The 20,422-nt window shown below is 69.4% G+C and carries 16 protein-coding genes and 1 pseudogene; 7 read left to right on the top strand and 10 right to left on the bottom strand.

Annotation, left to right across the window (positions count from 1 at the left end; translation table 11 throughout):
* The first annotated feature begins 38 nt into the window (after window positions 1-38).
* Window positions 39-929, top strand: coding sequence for an NAD-dependent epimerase/dehydratase family protein (locus PKE84_RS17685; RefSeq protein ID WP_271178561.1), 891 nt, complete (start codon window positions 39-41; stop codon window positions 927-929).
* 214 nt (window positions 930-1,143) lie between these two features.
* Entirely contained in the window at window positions 1,144-1,404 is a 261-nt protein-coding gene (gene rpsT, locus PKE84_RS17680) for a 30S ribosomal protein S20 (protein WP_271178560.1), read from the top strand.
* A 132-nt stretch (window positions 1,405-1,536) separates the two neighbouring features.
* Here the strand turns inward: rpsT and holA are convergent, their stop codons facing one another.
* The 5 genes and pseudogenes from holA to PKE84_RS17655 all read right to left on the bottom strand — a co-directional run bounded on the left by holA (window position 1,537) and on the right by PKE84_RS17655 (window position 10,146).
* Window positions 1,537-2,574 carry a DNA polymerase III subunit delta gene (gene holA, locus PKE84_RS17675; protein WP_271178559.1) on the bottom strand — a complete coding sequence of 346 codons (1,038 nt, stop codon included), beginning with the start codon at window positions 2,572-2,574 and terminating at the stop codon, window positions 1,537-1,539.
* A gap of 275 nt (window positions 2,575-2,849) precedes the next feature.
* Window positions 2,850-4,592 (bottom strand): annotated as a pseudogene (locus PKE84_RS17670) (ComEC/Rec2 family competence protein); the annotation flags it as partial.
* A 488-nt stretch (window positions 4,593-5,080) separates the two neighbouring features.
* On the bottom strand, window positions 5,081-5,881 hold the full coding sequence (locus PKE84_RS17665; RefSeq protein WP_309297495.1) for a ComEA family DNA-binding protein: 801 nt from the start codon (window positions 5,879-5,881) through the stop codon (window positions 5,081-5,083).
* 145 nt (window positions 5,882-6,026) lie between these two features.
* On the bottom strand, window positions 6,027-8,615 hold the full coding sequence (gene leuS, locus PKE84_RS17660; protein WP_271178558.1) for a leucine--tRNA ligase: 2,589 nt from the start codon (window positions 8,613-8,615) through the stop codon (window positions 6,027-6,029).
* A gap of 85 nt (window positions 8,616-8,700) precedes the next feature.
* Window positions 8,701-10,146 (bottom strand): anthranilate synthase component I family protein, encoded by a 1,446-nt coding sequence (locus PKE84_RS17655; RefSeq protein ID WP_271178557.1) that lies wholly within the window; start codon window positions 10,144-10,146, stop codon window positions 8,701-8,703.
* 17 nt (window positions 10,147-10,163) lie between these two features.
* Between PKE84_RS17655 and PKE84_RS17650 the strand changes: the two genes are divergently transcribed.
* The gene (locus PKE84_RS17650; protein ID WP_271178556.1) at window positions 10,164-10,946 is read left to right on the top strand and encodes an aminotransferase class IV; all 783 of its coding nucleotides are present in this window, start codon (window positions 10,164-10,166) and stop codon (window positions 10,944-10,946) included.
* A 10-nt stretch (window positions 10,947-10,956) separates the two neighbouring features.
* On the opposite strand, the gene cydC is transcribed toward PKE84_RS17650, so the two are convergent.
* From cydC to PKE84_RS17630, 4 genes are read right to left on the bottom strand one after another with little or no spacing between them, the layout of a single operon-like run.
* Window positions 10,957-12,636 carry a thiol reductant ABC exporter subunit CydC gene (gene cydC / locus PKE84_RS17645; RefSeq protein ID WP_271178555.1) on the bottom strand — a complete coding sequence of 560 codons (1,680 nt, stop codon included), beginning with the start codon at window positions 12,634-12,636 and terminating at the stop codon, window positions 10,957-10,959.
* A complete protein-coding gene (gene cydD, locus PKE84_RS17640) occupies window positions 12,626-14,263 on the bottom strand; it encodes a thiol reductant ABC exporter subunit CydD (protein WP_271178554.1) in 1,638 nt (545 codons plus the stop codon). Before cydD ends, cydC begins: the two co-directional genes overlap by 11 nt.
* 2 nt (window positions 14,264-14,265) lie before the next feature.
* Entirely contained in the window at window positions 14,266-15,288 is a 1,023-nt protein-coding gene (cydB, locus tag PKE84_RS17635; RefSeq protein WP_271178553.1) for a cytochrome d ubiquinol oxidase subunit II, read from the bottom strand.
* Window positions 15,289-15,297: 9 nt separating this feature from the next.
* Window positions 15,298-16,710 (bottom strand): cytochrome ubiquinol oxidase subunit I, encoded by a 1,413-nt coding sequence (locus PKE84_RS17630; RefSeq protein ID WP_271178552.1) that lies wholly within the window; start codon window positions 16,708-16,710, stop codon window positions 15,298-15,300.
* A gap of 95 nt (window positions 16,711-16,805) precedes the next feature.
* Between PKE84_RS17630 and PKE84_RS17625 the strand changes: the two genes are divergently transcribed.
* The 4 genes from PKE84_RS17625 (at window position 16,806) to PKE84_RS17610 (ending at window position 19,474) form a co-directional block, all read left to right on the top strand.
* A complete protein-coding gene (locus PKE84_RS17625; RefSeq protein ID WP_271178551.1) occupies window positions 16,806-17,174 on the top strand; it encodes a BlaI/MecI/CopY family transcriptional regulator in 369 nt (122 codons plus the stop codon).
* A gap of 6 nt (window positions 17,175-17,180) precedes the next feature.
* A complete protein-coding gene (locus PKE84_RS17620; RefSeq protein WP_271178550.1) occupies window positions 17,181-18,125 on the top strand; it encodes a M56 family metallopeptidase in 945 nt (314 codons plus the stop codon).
* A 66-nt stretch (window positions 18,126-18,191) separates the two neighbouring features.
* On the top strand, window positions 18,192-18,785 hold the full coding sequence (locus PKE84_RS17615) for a TetR/AcrR family transcriptional regulator (RefSeq protein ID WP_271178549.1): 594 nt from the start codon (window positions 18,192-18,194) through the stop codon (window positions 18,783-18,785).
* Window positions 18,782-19,474 carry a DedA family protein gene (locus tag PKE84_RS17610; protein WP_271178548.1) on the top strand — a complete coding sequence of 231 codons (693 nt, stop codon included), beginning with the start codon at window positions 18,782-18,784 and terminating at the stop codon, window positions 19,472-19,474. The genes PKE84_RS17615 and PKE84_RS17610 overlap by 4 nt, the downstream gene beginning before the upstream one ends.
* Here the strand turns inward: PKE84_RS17610 and PKE84_RS17605 are convergent.
* Entirely contained in the window at window positions 19,467-20,393 is a 927-nt protein-coding gene (locus tag PKE84_RS17605) for an ABC transporter substrate-binding protein (RefSeq protein ID WP_271178547.1), read from the bottom strand. The genes PKE84_RS17610 and PKE84_RS17605 overlap by 8 nt on opposite strands.
* Between the last annotated feature and the right edge of the window lie 29 nt (window positions 20,394-20,422).

The following is a 20,422-nucleotide window of genomic DNA, read 5'->3' as shown; positions in this document are numbered from 1 at the left end:
GCGGGAATGGATGCGTCGCCGTCGCGTTGCACGCAAGCATGAGCATCCTCCTCACCGGCGCGACCGGCTTCATCGGATCATCCGTCCTCCCCCGCCTCATCGACGAAGGCCACAGCGTCGTCGCTCTGGTGCGCGACGAGACGAAGGCCGCCGCGGTCGAGGCCGCGGGCGCGACCGCCCTGATCGGGGACGCGACGGACGTGGAGCTCGTCGAGCGCGCGGCGCGCGAGAGCGACGGAGTGATCCACCTGGCATCGTCGAAGGATGTCGACCCGGTCTTCATCGGCGCTGTTCTCAGCGCGCTGGAGGGCACCGGCAAGGCGTTCGTGCACACCGGCGGCATCTGGACCTACGGCTCGAACGGCGACATCACCGAGGACTCGCCGTCGGCACCCCCGGCCCTGACCTCCTGGCGCGGTGCGAACGAGGCGCGCGTGCTGGCGGCTCGCGGCATCCGCACGGCCGTCGTCGTCCCGTCGATCGTCTACGGCTACGGCAGGGGTCTCGCGAACGAGATCGTCGACGCCCCGCGCGGAGACGGGGTCGCTCCGACCCTCCGCCTCATCGGTGACGGCTCGCAGCACTGGGCGACCGTGCACGTGGACGACCTCGCCGCCCTGTACGTGCTGGCCTTCGAGAACGGCGACGGCGGGTCGGTCTACCTCGGCGCGAGCGGGACGAACCCGACCGTGCGCGAGCTCGGCGAGGCCGCGGCCTCGGCGGCGGACATCGCCGGCGGTGTTCAGCCGGAGACCGTCGGGGAATCGCGCGACCGGCTCGGCGCCGGCCTGGCCGACGCCCTGCTGCTCGATCAGCAGGCACGTGGCACGAAGGCGCGCATCGACCTGGGCTGGGAGCCGAACGGCCCGACGCTGGTCGAGGAGATCACATCCGGTTCGTACGCGGTGAAGCAGACCGCGACCGCCTGACGCACACGGAGGCCGGGCGGGCTCGTCGGCCCGCGCGCCAGGCAGCCTGTCGGTTCGGCGCGGCGCGCGGGGTCGATGCGTTTGGTCAGACGGGCCCGCACTGGTAAAGTTGTTTGTTGGCTTGCGTGTGGGTTCCGTCCGCACGATTGCCGCAAGGCGCCCTCTCTCGCTGAGCGGCTCATCCGAAACTCACTACGAACGAAAGTAACCACACGTGGCAAACATCAAGTCGCAGATCAAGCGCATCGGCACGAACAAGAAGGCGCAGGAGCGCAACAAGGCCGTGAAGAGCGAGGTCAAGACCGCCATTCGCGCAGCCCGCGAGGCCGTCGTCGCCGGAGACAAGGACAAGGCGACCGCAGCTCTCACCGTCGCCAGCAAGAAGCTCGACAAGGCCGCCAGCAAGGGCGTCATCCACAAGAACCAGGCCGCGAACCGCAAGTCGGCGATCGCCAAGCAGGTTGCGAGCCTCTAAGCACCACACGTCCACGGGCCTGATCCCGTGAGTCGAAGAGCCCCCGTCATGGCGACGGGGGCTCTTCGCGTTTCACTCGCGTTGTCGCGGTCGGGGCAGCTTCTCGCGCTGGTTCCGTGCTCGTGCTGGGGCTCAGTCGCGGCCGCGTGAACTCACGATGCGGATCATCCGTTCGAGCGCGAACACCGGGTCCCGGCCGCCGCCCTTCACGTTCGCGTCGGTCTCGGCCAGGACCTCGATGCAGCGGCCGAGGCCGTCCTCCGTCCAGCCGGAGAGGTCGCGGCGGGCGCGGTCGACCTGCCAGGGAGCGAGCCCGAACTGCTGGGCCAGCTGCCCGGATCCGCCGCGTGCACCGGAGATCTTCGCCATCGTGCGGATCTTGCTGGCGAACGCCGCGACCATCGGCACCGGGTCGGCACCGGATGATAAGGCGTGCCGCATGGTGATGAGCGCCTCGCCGTGCCGGCCTGCGATCGCGGCGTCGGCGACCTGGAACGCGTTGGTCTCCATCCGGCCGCCGTAGTACTTGTCGACCGTCGCCTCCGTGATCTCGGCCGCCGTATCGGAGATGAGCTGCTGGCAGGCGCCGGCGAGTTCGGCGAGGTCATCGGCGAAGGCGGAGGTGACGGCGCGGAGCGCGCCGGGGCTGATCTTCTTTCCCGCCGCCCGGAACTCCGCCTGCGCGAAGTCGTACTTGTCGGAGTCCTTCTTGAGTTCCGTGCAGACGACCTCGATGCCGCCGCCCGTTCCCGCTCGGATCGCGTCGAGCAGCTTCTTGCCGCGCACCCCGCCACCATGGCGGAGCACCACGACGGTGCCGTCGGCCGGAGCGGCGAGGTAGTCGAGCATCTCGGCGAGGAAGACGTCGCTGCATTTCTCGACCGATTCGACCCGGATCAGCCGCGGCTCGCCGAACAGCGACGGGCTGGCGAGGGTCAGGAGCTCGCCGGGGGCGTAGTCGTTGGCGGCGAGATCGCTGACTTCGAGGCTCGGGTCCTCCGCCTTGAGCGCGTCGCGCAGCGCACGGATCGAACGATCCGCGAGAAAGCCCTCGGGGCCGGAGACGAGGACGATCGGTGCGGGCCGAACCTGGTTCCAGGAGAGCTGCGGGATGGCGGCCGCCGTACGCCCCGCGCTCGCGTTCGACCTGCTGCTGCCTCGTGCCGCCACGTTCCTCCTCGTTCCCCTCCAGCATACGGGGGCCCACTGTCATCGATCCGCGCGCCGGAGGCGTCGGAGCGCTCCGTCCAAAGCGACACCGCTCCCTCGGCCGACCCGGGCGAGACGAGGACGAGACCCTGACGATCGGTGCGCGCCCAGGACGTGCCGGCCGCTCCGAGGATCTCGAACGCGCGCGCCGTGGGGTGCCCGTACCCGTTCGCCGCCCCGACGGATAGGAGGCCGAGCGCCGCTCCGAGCTCGGCGTACATGGCAGCGCTCTGATCGGCGGATCCGTGATGGGCGACCTTCACGACGTCGACGGCGCCGACCGTGCCCGACGCGAGCAGTTCATCCTGCTCGCGCTCCCCCAGGTCGCCCAGAAACAGCGACGTCAGACCGTGTCCCTCGGCCGTGATCACAACGCTGCCCGCGTTCCCTGTGGGCGGGGGCGCAGCAGATGCTGCCGGCGGCCACACCACGCGCCAGCTCAGACCCCCGAGCGTGCCGTGCATACCGGCCTCTCCGCGCGAGACGGTCGTCCCTGTGGACTCCAGCCGGCCGACGGTAGTGTCGTCCGCGGCGTCCGACGTCGCGCCGACCACCGCCGCCGTTGCGCGGCCGATGACGGACTCGAGGCCGCCGATGTGGTCGGCGTCGTAGTGCGTGAGCACGAGAAGGTCGAGCTGCTCCACACCGAGCCGATCGAGGCACGCCGCGGTGGGGCCGGCGGTGCGCCCGACGTCGATCATCGCTGTGCGGCCGTCGTCGCGAAGGAGCAGCGCGTCACCCTGGCCGACGTCGCACACCGCGATCTGCCAGTCGTCGGGCGTCGCGAGGGCGCTCCCGAGCGTGGCGCCGCCGAGCGCTCCCGCGTAGACACCGATTCCGCCGATCAGCACCGCGGACGCCACAGACATCGCGATCCCCCGCGTGCGGCGACGACCGGCTCCCTCGTCGGGCTGCGCCCCCACCACTCCGTGGGATGGCCGACCGGACCGCCGTCCGAGAGCCAGGATGGCCACGGCCGCCAGCGCGCCTGCGCAGAGAACCACCCCGAGTGGACCGTCCACCCAGGGCAGACTGCTGCCCGGAAGGGACGCGGTCGTCTGTGCGACCGCCGCGATCCACGCCGACGGCAGCCACGCGACCCAGACCAGGGCTTGGCCGAGCACCGGCGCGACAGGGAGCACCAGGCAGGAGACGAGGCCGACAAGGGTGCCGATGGGCGCCGCGGGTTCGGCCAGCAGATTGGCGGCGACGCCGTACAGCGGCAACGTGGGCGTGAGCAGGATGAGCACCGGCTGACAGGCGAGCTGCGCCGCGAGCGGAATGGAGACGACGGCTGCGAGACTGCGCGGCATCCAGCGCGCGAGCACGCGCGCCAGCGGACCGGCGAGCACCAGGAGGCCCGCGGTCGCCAACGCGGAGAGCGCGAAGCCGTAGTCGCGGGCGAGCCACGGGTCGTGCGCGAGCAGCACGATCACCGCAAGGGCGAGCACCGGCACTCCCTGTGCCGGGCGACCGCGTGCGAGCGCGACCAGAACGATCACCGCCATGGTCGCCGCGCGAACGACACTCGCTCCGGGCGTCACCAGCACGACGAACGCCAGCAGCATCGCGAGGGATATGAGGACCCGAGTGCCGCGTCCGAGGCCTGCCGCTGCGCAGAGCAGGAACACGATGCCCGTCACCAGCGCACAGTTGGCCCCGGACACCGCGGTCAGGTGACTCAGCGCACTGACCTTCATCGCCTCGTCCAGCTCGAGGCCGACGGCGGAGACGTCACCGATCGCCAGTCCGGGAAGAAGGGAACCGCCGTCGCCCGGCGTCGCCGCCGCGGCAGCCGAGAAGCCGTTCCGGAGCACGTCGGTCCAACGAAGCCAGGGCGCCGCGTCGGCGAGCACGACGGGCGGTGAACGCGCGCTCACCAGGAAGGCGGTCGTATCGCCGGGGTCGTTCGCGCGTACGCTGCCCTCCACCCGCGACACGGAGCCGAACACGATCGTCCGCGCGTCGCCCGCGTCCATCGACCCGATCACTGTCACGGGAGACTCGACGGCGTACCGCTCGCCGCGCGCCGTCACGGACGACGCCGTGCCCTTCCACATCCACCGGGGTCGCCCGTCGAAGCCGCCCGAGATCCGTTGCGGTGTGCGGTCGGCGCGCACCTCCAGGGTGACCGCGGCCGACCCGGCGGCCGCGTCGACCAGCGGCTCGGGAGCGCGCCGAGGTTGTTCACGCGCGATGACGCTCAGCACGAGCGCAGCAGCCACGAGGGAGAGCACGCCGGCGGTCCAGATCACCGTCACGCCGCGCCCCGTACGCACGGCACCATCCCGGTTCGCGCGGCCGCCTGCCGCGACCCGTAGGCGCGCCCAGACGGTGATCGCCGTGCCCACGCCCACGAGCGTCCACGTGACAGCCGCGGCAACGGGCGCCGTCTGGGGCGCACCGACCACCATCGCCGCCGTGCCCCACATCGTGACGGCAGGGACCGCGAGCCGCAGATCCACCGTCATACCGTGATCCGGTCCTTCAGCCCGTCGAACAGCTTCTCGCCGATCCCGGTCACCTTCACGAGGTCGCCGGGAGCCGTGAAGCGTCCGTTCGCCGAGCGCCAATCGGTGATCCGCTGAGCGAGCGCCGGTCCGATCCTCGGCAGGGTGGCGAGCTCGGCCTCCGATGCCGTGTTGATGTTGACGAGGGCGCCGGATGCCGCGACGCTGCCTCCGGGCGCGGTCGTCGGGGCAGCAGCCGGGACCTCCCCGGCTCGCGGCACCGCGAGCTGTTCGCCGTCGGACACCGGCCGCGCGAGATTGATGCCGGACACGTCGGCATCGGCGCTGAGTCCGCCGGCCGCGGCGACCGCGTCGACCACCCGGGACCCGGCCGCCAACGAGACGAGCCCGGGCTTCTTCACGGCCCCGAGCACGTGCACCAGCAACTCCGCGCCGCCCACCGCGCCGGCGGAAGCGCTCGGCGCCGAACCGGACGGAGCCGTCGATTCGGCCGGCGCTGCCGCGGCGAGTTCCGCGACTGTCCCCTGCTGTCCGATCGCTGTCACGATCACCGTCACGACGAGTGCCGCGATCACGAGCACGACCGCGGCACCGATCCCGATCCGCACCCGCGTGGAGCGTGGCGCAGGAGCGAGGTCGGCCAGTGATGATTCATGACCCTGGGCAGCCGCATCCACGCCGGACGTACCGCCTGGGCTCACCGCCTCGTTCGAGCCCAGCACCTCGTCTGGGTCCACCGCATCCGCCAGGCCCGACGCCTGACCACCACGATGCCGCCCGGCACTTCGCTCCCCCATCCCTCCACGGTACGAAGCCGGGTCGCGCGCCGGGCGCCCGGCGGCTCACCGGTGGAAAGCGAACGACGGCCCTCCGCTGTGGAGGACCGCCGTGGGCTGAGTTCGCGTCATACGACGCGCCCCGGATACCGAACGCTACCGGGCGCTACCCGCGCGGCCTCGTCGCGATGTTCACCAGACGGGGCGCGCGGACGATCACGTTGACGATCTCGCGATCGCCGACCGAGCGCTTGACGGCATCGGATGAACGTCCGAGGGCCTCCAGCTCGTCGGCCGCGATCTTCGGCGACACCTCGAGGCGGTCGCGCACCTTGCCGTCGACCTGCACGACGGCGGTCACCGACTCCTCGATCAGCAGCGTCGGATCCGGCTTGCGCCACTGCGCCAGCGCCACCGTCGCCTCGTAACCGAGGATCGACCACATGTCCTCTGCCGTGTACGGAGCGAACAGGTTCAGAGCCATCGCCGTGACCTCGGCCGCCTCGCGCACCGCGGGATCCGCGGGCCCGGCGCCGGTGTCGATCGCCTTGCGCGTGGCATTGACGAGCTCCATGAGGCGGGCGACGACGACGTTGAACTTGAACGCCTCGATCAGCCCGGGCGCGTCGGCCAGGAAACGGTGCGTCACGCGACGCAGCGCCTGATCGCCGTTCTTCCACACAGCATCCGGAGCGCTCGTGACGTCGTTCGCCACGCGCCAGGCGCGGGCGAGGAACTTGGCGCTGCCGGACGGCGACACGTCCGCCCAGTCGATGTCGTCCTCGGGAGGCCCGGCGAAGGACATCGTCAGGCGCACGGCGTCGACTCCGTGCTCATCGAGCTGCTCCGCCAGCTTCACCAGGTTGCCGCGCGACTTGCTCATCGCCGATCCGTCCATCAGCACCATGCCCTGGTTGAGCAGTGCGGTGAACGGCTCCGTGAAGCTCAGGTACCCGAGGTCGAACAGCACCTTGGTGATGAACCGCGAGTACAGCAGGTGCAGGATGGCGTGCGTGACGCCACCGATGTACTGGTCGACGGGCGCCCACTTCTCGGCCTCCGCCGGGTCGAACGCCTTGGTGTCGTCGTTCACCGACAGGAACCGCAGGAAGTACCACGAGCTGTCGACGAAGGTGTCCATCGTGTCGGTGTCGCGCTTGGCCGGTCCGCCGCACTTCGGGCAGGTCACGTTGACCCAGTCCGAGGCCGCACCCAGCGGGCTCGTGCCCTTGGGCTGCAGGTCGAGACCGTCGGCCGGCGGCAGCAGGACCGGCAGCTCCGACTCGGGCACGGGCACCTCTCCGTCGATCTCGCAGTGGATGATCGGGATCGGCGTCCCCCAGTAGCGCTGGCGTGAGATCAGCCAGTCGCGCAGCCGGAAGTTCTTCGCGGGCGTGCCCAGCGAGCCCGCCTGCAGCGCCTCGGTGATGCGTCGGATGGCGTTGGACTTGCTCAGGCCGTCGAACGGCCCCGAGTTGATCAGCCGACCCTCGCCGGTGAGCGCGACGCCGGTCTCCGACGGGTTGTCCAGCGGCAGATCGTCGGGCAGGATCGGCTCGCCGGTCTCCGGATCCGTGTGGATGACCGGGATCGCGCCGGTGACCGGCTGGTTCGTGTCCAGCACCACGCGCACGGGCAGATCGAACGCGCGAGCGAAATCGAGGTCGCGCTGGTCGTGCGCGGGAACGGCCATGATCGCGCCGTGACCGTAGTCGCTCAGCACGTAGTCGGCGGCCCAGATGGGCAGCTTCTCCCCCGTCAGCGGGTTGACGGCATGACGCTCCAGGAAGACGCCGGTCTTCTCGCGGTCGGTGCTCAGACGGTCCATCTCCGTGGTGCCGCGCACCGCATCCAGGTACTCGTCGAAGCGGGCCTTGACCTCCGGGCGCGCATCCCGAACCAGTTCTGCGGCCAGGTCGGAGTCGGGCGCGACGACCATGAACGTGACCCCGTACAGCGTGTCGGGGCGCGTCGTGTACACCGTGACCGGCTCATCCCGGCCTTCGATGGTGAAGTTCACGTCGGCACCGGTCGAGCGCCCGATCCAGTTGCGCTGCATGCTCAGCACCTTGGACGGCCACGCGCCCTCCAGTTGGTTCAGGTCGTCCAGCAGACGGTCCGCGTAGTCGGTGATGCGGAAGTACCACTGGGTCAGCTTCTTCTTGGTGACCAGATTGTCGCAGCGCTCGCAGCGGCCGTTGACGACCTGCTCGTTCGCCAGCACGGTCTGGTCGAAGGGGCACCAGTTGACCTGGCTCGCCTTGCGGTACGCCAGACCCTTCTCGTACAGCTTCAGGAACAGCCACTGGTTCCAGCGGTAGTAATCGGGGTCGCTCGTCTGCAGGACGCGGTCCCAGTCGAAGCTCGGCGCGTAGCGGCGCATGCTCGCCTTCTGCTGAGCGATGTTGTCGTTGGTCCAGCCGTTGGGGTCGAGTCCGCGCTTGATGGCCGCGTTCTCGGCAGGCAGGCCGAAGGAGTCCCAGCCGATCGGGTGCAGCACGTTGAAGCCCTGCTGACGCCAGTAGCGCGCGATCACATCACCGAGTGCGTACGCCTCCGCGTGCCCCATGTGCAGGTCGCCCGAGGGGTACGGGAACATGTCGAGCACGTATTTGCGCGGACGCTTGTCGGCCGGGTCGTCCGTCGCGAACGGCTTGAGGTCTTCCCAGACCGGAAGCCACTTCTTCTGGATGTCGGCGAAGTCGTACTGCGCGCCCTCGGCGGGCGCGTGCGCTAAATCGTGCTCGTGTGCCACGTGACTCTCATTCGTCGGTTCTTGCCGCCTCGCCTGGGAGACGGCGGAAAGCAGAGGGCTGCTGCGTGCCCAAGCATCCAGACTACTAAACGTTCGGGAGGCCCGATCCGTTCCCTGACGCCGTCGGACCGGCTGCGATGAGCCCGGCCGCGGCGAGCAGGGCGCGCGCCTTGATCGCCACCTCGTCGAGTTCCTCCTCCGGCACCGACAGCGCGGTGATGCCTCCGCCGGCGCCGATGGTCACGAGACCGGGGCGCACGGTGATGCTCCGGATGACCATCGCGAGGTCCGCCGCGCCGTCGAGACCGACATACCCGAAGCATCCGGCGTAGATGCCGCGCTCGCCCTGCTCGAGCTCGTGCAGGATGCGCATCGCGCTGAGTTTCGGAGCTCCTGTCATCGAGCCGGCCGGGAAGCACGCCGCGATCGCGTCGACCGCCCCGAACCCGGTGCGAAGTCGGCCCTCGACGGTGCTGACCAGCTGATGGACCTGCGCGTAGCTCTCGACGGCGAGCAGGTGCCGCACCTCCACGGAGCCGACCTCGCACACGCGTCCGAGGTCGTTGCGCATCAGGTCGACGATCATCACGTTCTCGGCGCGCTCCTTCTCGCTCGCCTCGAGTTCTGCGCGTAATTCGACGTCGCGTGCGACCGTGGCGCCGCGGGGGCGCGTGCCTTTGATGGGCTTCGTGCGCACGAGGCCGTCGGATCGCACGGCGAGGAACTGCTCCGGAGACGAGCTCACGAGGGACACGCCTGCGATGCGGAGCAGTCCGCCGTGGTGCGCGGGGCTCGCCGCGCGCAGGCGCAGGTGCAGGGCGACGTCGTCGATCGTCGTCTCGGCGACGGCCTGGTTGGTGAGGCACAGCTGGTAGGCATCGCCGCGCCTGATGGCGTCCTGACACTCGGCGATCAGCCGCAGGTACTCGGCGTCGCCGTACCGCCAGACGGCCGGGTGCGGCGGTCCGACCGGATGCGCGGCAGCGTACTGAGCGGCGGCCCCCGCTGCCCTCCCGATCGCGCGGCGCACGCGCACCACCCAGGCCTCCTCCGACTCCCCGCTCTCGGCGTCGTCGACGGCCAGCAACTCGATGGTGCGGGTGCCGTGATCGAACGCGATCGCACGGTCGACGAACAGCATCGCGGCATCAGGGCCGGTCGTCGTCGCGATCGGGACGCCGCTCGCAGCCGCTCCGCTCTCGTACCCGAGCCAGCCGACCCAGCCGAGCGCGAACGATGGCTCGGTGGTGCGGGGCTCACTGCGGCCGCGCTCCGTCAGGTCGTCGGAGAGGAAGTCGAGCATCGACCCCGGACGACGTCGGAGACCCGAGGGCCCGTCCACGACGACCTCGCCTGCCGCAACGCTGGAGGTCGCGACGCGCATGCCCGCACCGAGGTAGCTGCGACCGCTGTCGGCATCCGGGCCGGCGTCGAGCCAGACAGCGTTCGCGGCGTCGGCGAAGAGGGCGACGAAGGCGTCGGCGGGATCCGCCCAGCCGTCGACCGGGTAACTGCGGAGTCGGGGAACCACTGCATTAGCCTAGGCGAATGGCTGCGAGCACGACCCTGTGGGACTGGCGCGGTGGCGACCTCGTCATCGTCGATCACTGCGAGGTCGGTGAGACCGCACTCGAGGCGGCGGACTCGTTCCTGGTCTCCGATGGCAGGGCCCTGGCTCTGGCGCTGCATCGGGAGCGGTTCGCCGAGACGGCCATCGAACGAGGTTTCTCCGACCGCTCTGCGCTCGACGAGTTCTGGCAAGCCGGGTTGGACGCGATCCCCCGCGACGGCCGCTGGTTTCCGCGCTTCGAGCTCGTGACGAGCCGGGATGCTCCCCTGCTGCGATTCCGGCTGCGTACCGCGCCCGACTTGACCGAGTCGGTCGTCGTCGCAACGGCTGCGGACGACCCGCGTCGCGTCCCGCATCTCAAGGGACCGGATCTCGCGGCGCTGAGCCGCCTGCGCCAGGAGGCCCAGCGGGCCGGCGCGCAGGAGGCGGTCATCCTCGACGACGGCCGGGTCAGCGACGGAGCGACGACCGCCCTGCTCTGGTGGCGCGGCGACACTCTCTTCACGCCGCCGCTGGTGCTGCCGCGCGTCGACAGCGTCGCGGCGAGGACGGTTCGCGGGGTGGCCGCGGCCCTCCGTGTGCCGGTGGACGAGGAAGCCGTCGCCCCGGCCGAGTTGGAGGGCGCGACGCTCTGGGCGGTCAATGCGCTGCACGGCATCCGCGCCGTCACTTCGTGGGTCGACGGACCGGCGCTCGCCCAGGATCCGGCGCGCACCGCCGCATGGCGGGCACGCCTGACCGCTCTGGCCCGTCCGTTCTGACGCCCGGGCCTTACGCGAGCACGCGACCGCGCTCGAGGCGGACCCGACGCGTGATCAGGTCATCCGGCACAGCGGTGTGGGAGATGAGCAGCACCGTACGCCCGTCCTCCGCGGCCGTCGTCAGGATGTCGCGAACGACCCGGTCGGCGATGCGGGCATCCACGTTCGCCGCCGGTTCATCGACGATCAGCACGGGGAAGTCGGCCAGGATCGCCCGCGCGACGGCGATCCGCTGTGCCTGTCCTCCGGACACGAGCGCACCGCGCTCCCCCACCGGCGCCCCCAGTCCACCGCGCTCGACGGCCCAGTCGCTCAGGCCCACTCGTTCGAGCACAGCGAACAGCTCATCGTCGGTCGCAGTGTCCTTGGCGAACAGCAGGTTCTGACGGAGGTCGGAATCGAACAGATACGGTCGCTGCTCGCAGAGCCCGATGATCGTTCGCACATCATCCTGCCGAGCATCCCTCGCCTCTACGCCGTCGATCGTGTACGAGCCCTCGTAGTCGATGAAGCGGGTGAGCACATGGGCAAGGGCCGTCTTCCCCGCACCCGTCGGGCCGGTCAACACGACGCGCTCGCCGGGGTGCAGACGGATCGACACGTCGTCCAGCACCGGTTCCGCCGTTCCTGGCCATCGCGCGCTCATCCCCCGCAACTCGATGACGGGACCCACGTGACGGTCGAGCGCCACGGCGTCGGGCCGGTCGACCGGCACCCCTGCCGGCGGCTGGTCGGGCGTCGTGGCGGCGAGCCGCCGTGCGCTGGCGATCACCTGGCGTCGCGCACCGAGTGCCAGGGGCACCGTTCCGAACACCTCGAACACGGCGAGCGGCAGCAGCGCGATCACCGCGAGCGTCGGCCCGTCGAGCCGGTGGGCGCCGAGAGCGGGAACCCCCGCCGCCAACGCAGCAGCGGTCGCCGCGCCCGCGAGAACGGACACGACGGCGCTGGTCAACGCGGACCCCGAGGCGCGGGACCGGATGGCGTCGGTGAGCGTGCGACTCGCGGCGCCGACCCGCTGCTGTGCGCTGTCCAGGGCGCCGTAGGCCGTGAGCACATCCAGGTTTCCGACCAGGTCGCTGACGCTGTCGTTGAGTGCTGCCCGGAGCGGGGCGATGGTGCGCTCGGCCGCGCCGGATGCCCAGCGGTTGATCAGTGTGCCCAGGAGGAAGGCGAGAACGAGCGAGACGAGGAGGGCGAGTCCGGCCTCGGGAAGAAGCAGGGTAACGCCGACGACGCTCACGGCGGCGATGATCCCGGCGGTGACGAGCGGCTGCACGACGCGGAGCGAGTGATTCTGCAGTTCGTCGACATCATCCGCTACCCGGGTCAGCAGGTCACCACGTCGGGTGTCGCCGAGGCCGTCGGGCGCGAGGGGCACCAGCCTCCCGAACAGTTCGGAGCGGATGGTCGCCAACTGCCGGAAGGCCGCATCGTGACCCGAGAGCCGCTCGAGATAGCGGAAGAAGGCCCGGCCGAGCGCGAACGCCCGAACGCCGACGACCGCCATCGAGATGTAGATCAGTGCGGGCTGCTCGGACGCCCGGGTGATCAGCCACGCCGAGACGGCCAGCAGGGCGACAGCGCTGCCGGCGCTCAGCACGCCGAACGCGATGCCGACCCACAACCGGCGGGCGGGGGGAAGCGCAAGCCGGAGGATGCGCCGGGTCGGAGCGGATTCAGCGGACACTGGTCAGCACCTCCAGCGGTATCACGTGGTCGGCGGCCTCGACGACGGGGGCACGGTGGCTGACGACCACCACGGTGCGGCCTTCAGCGGCCACACGCCGGAGATTCACGATCAGCGCGGCCTCCGTCGCGTCGTCGAGCGCGGATGTGGGCTCATCGAGGATCAGCACCGGGCAGCGCTCGGCGCGCATCCGGTACAGCGCCCGCGCGACCGCGACACGCTGCGCCTGTCCGCCCGAGAGACCCCTCCCGCCGGGGCCGAGCAGTGTCGACGGCTCGAGCTCCGGCGCCGCCGCCTCCCGCAGCGACGCGGCGACCAGGTCGGCATCCGGAGCGGGGGCACCGAGGGTGACGTTCGCGGCGATCGTGCCGGCGATCAGTCCGGGATTCTGCCCCGACCACGCGATGAGAGAGCGCCGGACGAGGTCGTCGTGCTCCGCTCCCACCGCTATCCGGCCCGAGGCGGGAGTGAACCCGAGGGCAGCCCCGATCAGGCTCGACTTCCCGGACCCGCTCGGCGCGCTCAGCACACTGAGCGCGCCCGCCCGAGCCTCGGCGCTGAATCCGGCGACGATCGGCCGACCGTCGTACGCAATCGTCACGTCGTCGAACGTCAGTGATGCGCGGGTGAGATCCTGTTGAGCCGCCGGCGGGGCCGCCTGAGGCACCGACGCGCGGTCGGCGTCGAGGATCTCGAAGGCGCCCTGTGCGGCCTCGATGCCCTCCGTCGCCGCGTGGTACGCCGCGCCGACGTTGCGGAGCGGGAGGAAGGCCTCCGGCGCGAGCAGCAGCACGAACAGCCCGACCGACAGATCGAGCTGACCGTTCAGCAGCCGGAGCCCGATCGCTACCGCGACGAGCGCCACCGAAAGGCTCGCTGCGAGTTCGAGCACGAACCCCGAGAGGAAGGACATTCGCAGCACCTTCATGGTGTGCACCCGGTACTCGTCGCTGACCGCGCGGATCCGGGCCGTCTGCCGGTGCTGCCGCCCGAAGAGCTTGAGCGTCGACAGCCCGTCGACAACGTCGAGGAAGCCCCGCGACAGTGTCGACAGGGCCGCCCACTGCTTCTGCTGCGCCGCCTGGGTCGCCCAGCCGATGAGCATCATGAAGATCGGGATGAGCGGCAGCGTGATGAGCACGATGATGCCGCTCGTCGGGTCGCTCCAGAAGATCATCCCGACCAGCAGCGGGGTCGCAACGGCGGTCAGGATGAGCTGCGGCACGTAGGCCGTGAAGTATCCCTCGAGAGCATCGAGCCCGCGGCCGATCGTGAGCGTCACCTGCGTGCCGCTGCGCGTCGAGAGCCAGCTCGGTCCGAGCCGGCCGATGGCGCCGGTCAAGGCCTGACGCAACTGGCCGATGACGGCGGCCCCACCGCGCGCCGCCGCCGCGTCGGACAACCAGATCACCAGACCCCGCACGAGGATCACGAGCACCAGCGCGCCGAGCAGCCCACTGATCGCCGCGATGTCGTCCCCGGCGATCGCGCGCACGACCACCTGAGTGACGAGCCAGGCGAACGCGATGATGCTTGCCGTGCGCAGGAGCGCGAGCGCACCTCCGGCGGCGAGCATGGTGCGCGCCGCCGCGGCGTAGCGGAGCAGACGGGGATCGAGAGGACGCACGGTCAGGCGGCGTTCGCGGTGACCGGAGCTTCTTCCGGGATCTGGGCACGGGTCACGCGCTTGCGGAAGATCCAGTAGGTGAACCCCTGGTAGAGCAGGATCAGTGGCAGGAAGATCGCGGCGACCCAGGTCATCACGGTGAGCGTCGTATCGGTGCTCGACGCATTGGCGATCGTCAGGCTGTTCTCCGGGTTCGGCGAGGAGGGCATCACGTTCGGGAACAGTGCTGCGAACAGCGACACCACGGCGAGGCCGATGGTGAGCGCCATGAACGTGAACGACCATCCCTCCGCACCGCGCAGGTTGGCGACCCACGACGAGATCAGGGCGACCGCCGCCAGCGCGGCGAGGATCAGGAATACGACCGAGAAGTGCGCGATGCCGGTCCAGAGCAGGAACGCCGCCGCGACGACGATCGCGATCGCGCCCGACCTCACGGCGAGCCGGCGGGCCCGCTCACGGATGGGACCGTCCGTCTTGAGCGAGATGAACACGACCCCGTGGGTGAAGAACAGCAGCAGTGTCGTCAGGCCGCCGAGCAGCCCGTACGGGTTGAGCAGGTCGAAGAGCGTCCCCGTGTAGTTGTGCTGGGCATCGAGGGCGACGCCCTGCACGATGTTGGCGAAGGCGCAGCCCCACAGGAACGCGGGCAGAGCCGACCCGACGATGATCATGCCGTCGAACCACTTCTTCCAGCGCGAGTCGGGGCGCTGGTGACGGTACTCGAACGAGACGCCGCGGGCGATGAGCGCCAGCAGGATGAGGAGCAGGGCCAGATAGAAGCCGCTGAACAGCGTCGCGTACCACTCGGGGAAGGCCGCGAACAGCGCAGCGCCGCCGACGATCACCCAGGTCTCGTTGAGGTCCCAGACCGGGCCGATGGTGTTGATCATCACGCGACGGTCGACGTCGTCCTTGCCCAGGAACGGCAACGCCATCCCCACGCCGAAGTCGAAGCCGTCGAGCACGAAGTAGCCGACGAAGAAGAAGGCGACGATGCCGAACCAGAGAATTGCCAGATCCATCAGTGTCTCCTAGTAGACCGTCGCGACCGGGACGTGTTTTCCCTCTTCGTCGAGGTGATCCTCGACGGGGGCCGGGCCCTTCTGGGCCGCACGTTTGATGAGCAGGAACTCGACCACCGCGAGCACTCCGTAGATCGCCGTGAACGCCACGAGCGAGATGAGCACGGTGAGCCCGGTGACGTTCGGCGAGACGCCGTCGGCCGTCTTCATGAGGCTGAAGACGATCCACGGTTGTCTGCCCATCTCGGTGAAGATCCAGCCGACGGTCATCGCCAGCAGTGAGAGCGGGAACGCCCAGATCGCGACCTTCCACACCCAGACCCGCTGCGGCATGCGGCCCTTCCTGGTGATCCACAGACCGACGACGGCGATGAGCACGTGGAGCGCGCCGAGTCCGATCATCCAGCGGAACGCCCAGTAGGTGACCCAGATGATGGGCGTGTAGTCACCGGGGCCATAGATCTGCACGTAGTGCGCCTGGAGGTCGTTGATGCCTTCGACCGTGCCGTCGAGCGTGTGCGTCGACAGGAACGACAGCAGGTACGGGATGCGGATGGAGAACAGTTCGTGCACTCCGTCCGGCGTGCCCAGCGTGAAGATCGAGAACGATGCATCGGCGCCGGTTGATGTCTTGTAGAGAGCCTCTGCCGCGGCCATCTTCATCGGCTGGGTCTGCACCATGGCGAGTCCGAGCTGGTCGCCGCTCAGCACGGTGAGCGCACCGGCGCCGACCATCGTCCACAGGCCGAACTTGAGCGCCGGACGCATCGTCTCGATGTTCTGCTTACGCGCGAGATGCCACGCGGCCACCGAGATGATCAGTCCCGCCGACACCATGAAGCACGCGAAGATCGTGTGCGGGAACGCGGCCAGTGCCACCTTGTTCGTGAGCACGGCCCAGATGTCGGTCAGCTCGGCACGGCCCCGCCCCTCGTTGAGCGTGTAGCCGACAGGGTTCTGCATGAATGCGTTCGCGGCGATGATGAAGTACGCCGAGAGGATGCTGCCGGCCGCGGTGAGCCAGATGGTGGCGAGATGGAGCCCTCGTGGGAGTTTGTCCCAGCCGAAGATCCACAGGCCGATGAAGGTCGCCTCCAGGAAGAAGGCGAGCAGACCCTCGAGGGCGAGCGGGGCGCCGAAGACGTCGCCGACGAAGCGCGAGTAGTTGGACCAGTTCATGCCGAACTGGAACTCCTGCACGATGCCGGTGACGACGCCCATGGCGAAGTTGATCAGGAAGATCTTGCCGAAGAAGTGGGTGAGCTGCAGATAGTGCACCTTGCCCGTGCGGTACCACGCCGTCTGGAAGATGGCGACGACGGTCACGACCCCGATCGTGATCGGGACGAACAGAAAGTGGTAGATCGTCGTCAATCCGAACTGCCACCGCGAGAGCAGCAGCGGATCTAACCATTCGTTCACAGCAACTCCACCAATCCCCATGGTTTCTACACCGTGTAGAACACATTTCTACTCAGTGTAGAACATTCTCAGCAAGGCCGCGCTACCCTAGAACCGTGGCGAATCTCGGAGAACTCGAACGAGCAGTGATGGATACTCTGTGGAACAGCGGCACCCCTGTCTCCGCCAACGAACTACGCGACAAGCTAGCTTCATCCCGGGGTGACGGCAAGGGACCGGCGCTCACGACGGTGCTCACCGTGCTGTCCCGTCTCGAGACCAAGGGCTTCGTCGAGCGCGACCGCGGTACCCGTCCGCACCTCTACTTCGCCGCGCTCTCCCGCGCGAGCCATGTCGCCGATCTCATGCACGAGGTCCTCGAGAGCTCGTCCGACCGCACGGCGGCCCTCGCCCACTTCGTCGGCTCCGTCGACGAGTCCGAAGCCGAGACCCTCCGGCGCCTCCTCTCCACGCGCTCGCAGTAGCGTCCGGTGACGCCCGTCAACGACATCGCGCTCGCGCTCGGCGTGCTCGCCGTCGCGCTGGCCTGGCCGGTCCCCGCGCTGCTGGCGCGTGCATCCTGGCCCGCCAGGGCTCCCGTGCTGGCACTCGCCCTCTGGCAGTCGATCGCCCTCGCCGGTGGCATCTCGATGATCGGCTCTCTGCTGCTCTTCGGCCTCCAGCCGTTCGGCGACGACCTCTGGAGCCGGATCGCCAGCGCCTTCGGTTCGATCCTCAGCGGCCCTCTCCCGCCGCAGGCATCCCTGCTGAACACCTTCGCGCTGAGCGCGGCCGTGCTGCTCGCCGTGCACCTGATCCTCAATCTCGCGCTCACATCGGTGCGCAGCCGCCGCCAGCGGCATCGACACCGGGAGCTCCTCGGCCTGCTGAGCTCCCCGCTTCCCGACACGCCGTCGACGCGGGTGATCGACCATCCCGCCCCTGCCGCCTACTGCCTTCCGGGAGCACGCAGCATCACCGTGCTCTCCGAGGGGATGATCGAACTGCTCACTCCCGAGCAGCTGGAGGCCGTCATCGCGCACGAGCGTGCGCATCTGAGACAGAAGCACCACCTGCTGCTCGACGCGTTCCGGTCGTGGAAGCGGGCTCTCCCGTGGTTCCCGATCGCGACCCGCGCGCAGGATGCCGTCGCTCTGCTCGTCGAGATGCTGGCGGACGACCAGGCACGACGTGTGTCAGGAGACACGGTGCTGGCGGAGGCGATCGAGCTCGTCGACGCGACGGGAAGCGCCGGCGCCGTCCTCGGCGCCCCGAAAGACAGTCGCACACCGGCCGAGCGACGCACGGCGCTCGTGTCCCGCGAGGCGCGACTTCTCGACCCGCCGGCGCCGATCAGCCCGGCCGCGCGCGCCTTCGTGGTCGTCATCTGCGCCGCGCTCGTGCTCGTGCCGCCCATCCTGGTGCTGACGAGCTGAGCGATCCGGGCGCCGGCCAGCGGGGTGTGAGGCGACGCCCAGCCCGCGCACAGTAGCATTTCCACCATGCCGAAGAAGGGGTCGTACGCCAAGGGGATCGCCAAACGGGAGGAGATCCTCACGACCGCGCTGGAGGTGTTCGCCCAGAAGGGGTATCGCCGCGCATCTCTGCGCGAGATCGCCGAGTCCGTCGGGCTCAGCCAGGCGGGACTGTTGCATCACTTCTCCTCCAAGGAGGAACTCTTCGCCGAGGTGCTGCGCAAGCGCGACGAGGTGGATGTGACGGGTACCGATCCGGATGCCGGCGACTTCGACGCGTTCGGCGCCCTGGTGGGTGCCGTGCGGCACAATGCCGAGGTCCCCGGCCTCGTGCAGCTCTACGCCACGATCTCGGCGGAAGCCGCCGACGACGATCACCCGGGCCACGACTACTTCGTCGAGCGCTATCGCACGTTCATCGGTCAGCTCGAGAAGCACGTGCGCGCAGAACAGCAGGCCGGACGGATCGATCCCGCACTGGATGCGCTGCAGGTCGCCAGGCTCGGCATCGCGGTCGCCGACGGCATGCAGGTGCAGTGGATGCTGGACAGCGAGGCCGACATGGCCGACGCCCTCTCCGCCTTCTGGGACCTCGTTCAGCGCACCGGGGACCGCCGGTGAACGACGCGCTCACCTGGATCCTCGACCTGGTGCAGAGCGTGGATCCCGTTCTGCGCACGGCCATCGCCGGCCTCGGGATGCTGCTCGAGACGTCGATCCTCGTGGGGCTCGTCGTGCCCGGCGATACGATCGTGCTCGTCGCGAGCACGGCGGTCGGCAATCCGGTCGAGTACATCGCCCTCGTGATCGTCGTCATCGTCGGCGCGCTCTGCGGGGAGAGCATCGGCTTCGCGCTCGGCCGGTTCTTCGGCCCCAAGATCCGGGCGAGCGGCCTGGGTCGTCGCATCGGCCAGAACAACTGGGACCGCGCGGAGGCGTACCTCGCGAAGCGAGGCGGCATCGCGGTGTTCCTGTCGCGCTTTCTGCCCGTGCTGCACTCGCTGATCCCGCTGACGGTCGGAATGAGCCCGATGCGGTACCGCACCTTCATGCGTTGGACGATTCCGGCGTGCGTGATCTGGGCGTTCGCGTACGTCTCCGTCGGTTCGGCGGCCGCGGGAAGCTACCGCGAGCTCTCGCGCGAACTGCACTGGGCCGGCTACGTCTTCGTCGCGGTCATCGCCCTCTTCATCCTTCTGGCGATCGTGGTGAAGAAGGTGCTTCAGAAGCGGGAGGCCCGGCACATGGATGCGGCGGCCCGGTCACCCGAGCCGCCGCACGCACCTGAGACCGAAGCCCCGCCTACTTGATCGGGTGGCTCGCCAGCCACTCCTTGGCGAGCGCGTCGGGCTGTGTCTTCGACGCGCCCTGGTTCTCGCTGTTCAGCGTGATGAGGTCCTCGGTGGTCAGCGCCTTGGAGACCTGGTTCAGGACGTCCTTGACAGTGTTCGAGGCCTTCTTGCTGTTGATCAGCGGCACCACGTTCTGCGCGGCGATCAGGCTCTTCGGGTCCTTGAGGGTCACGAAGTTGTTTTCCTTGATCGCGGGCGTGGTCGTGTAGATGTCCGCGAGCTGGACGTCGCCGTTCTTCAGGGCGGCGACGGTCAGCGGGCCACCGCTGTCGCTGATCTTCTTGAGCGTCGCGGTCACGCCGTACGCGCTCTTGAGTCCCGGGATGCCGTACGGACGCGTGGCGAACTCGGGGTTCGCGCCGACGACCAGCGGGATCGTCACCTTGGACAGATCGGCCAGGCTGGTGACGCCGTACTTGTCCGAGAACTCCTTGGTGACGTTGTACGAGTCGGCGTCCTGGGCCTGCGACTGATCGAGGACCTCGAACCCGCTGGGAAGGGCGTCGTTCAGCGCGGCGAAGACGTCGTCGCTGGAGGTCGCCGTGCTGTCCTTCGAGTAGTACTGCAGCAGGTTGCCGCTGTACTCGGGGACCAGGTCGATCGAGCCGTCCTTGAGCGCGGCGAGGTAGACGTCGCGCTGGCCGATGTTCGGCTTGGTGGTGACCTTCACGCCCTTGGACTCGAGCGCCTGTGCGTAGATCTGCATCAGGATCTCGTTCTCGGGGAACGCGGCCGAGCCGACCGTGATGGTGTCGGGCGCGGACGAGGCGGTGTCGCCGCTCAGCGCGCCGCCGCCGGACGAGCACGCGCTGAGAGCCAGCAGGGCTCCCGCCGCGATCACGCCGGCCGCGATGCGGCCTCTCTTGTGTGCGAACATGTGATTTCTCTCTTTCGTGGGTGCAGTGG

Source organism: Leifsonia poae (assembly GCF_027921845.1).
Classification (GTDB): Bacteria; Actinomycetota; Actinomycetes; order Actinomycetales; family Microbacteriaceae; genus Leifsonia; species Leifsonia poae.
Note: the sequence above shows the minus strand (reverse complement) of the source record. Positions and strands in the feature narration are given on the sequence as shown.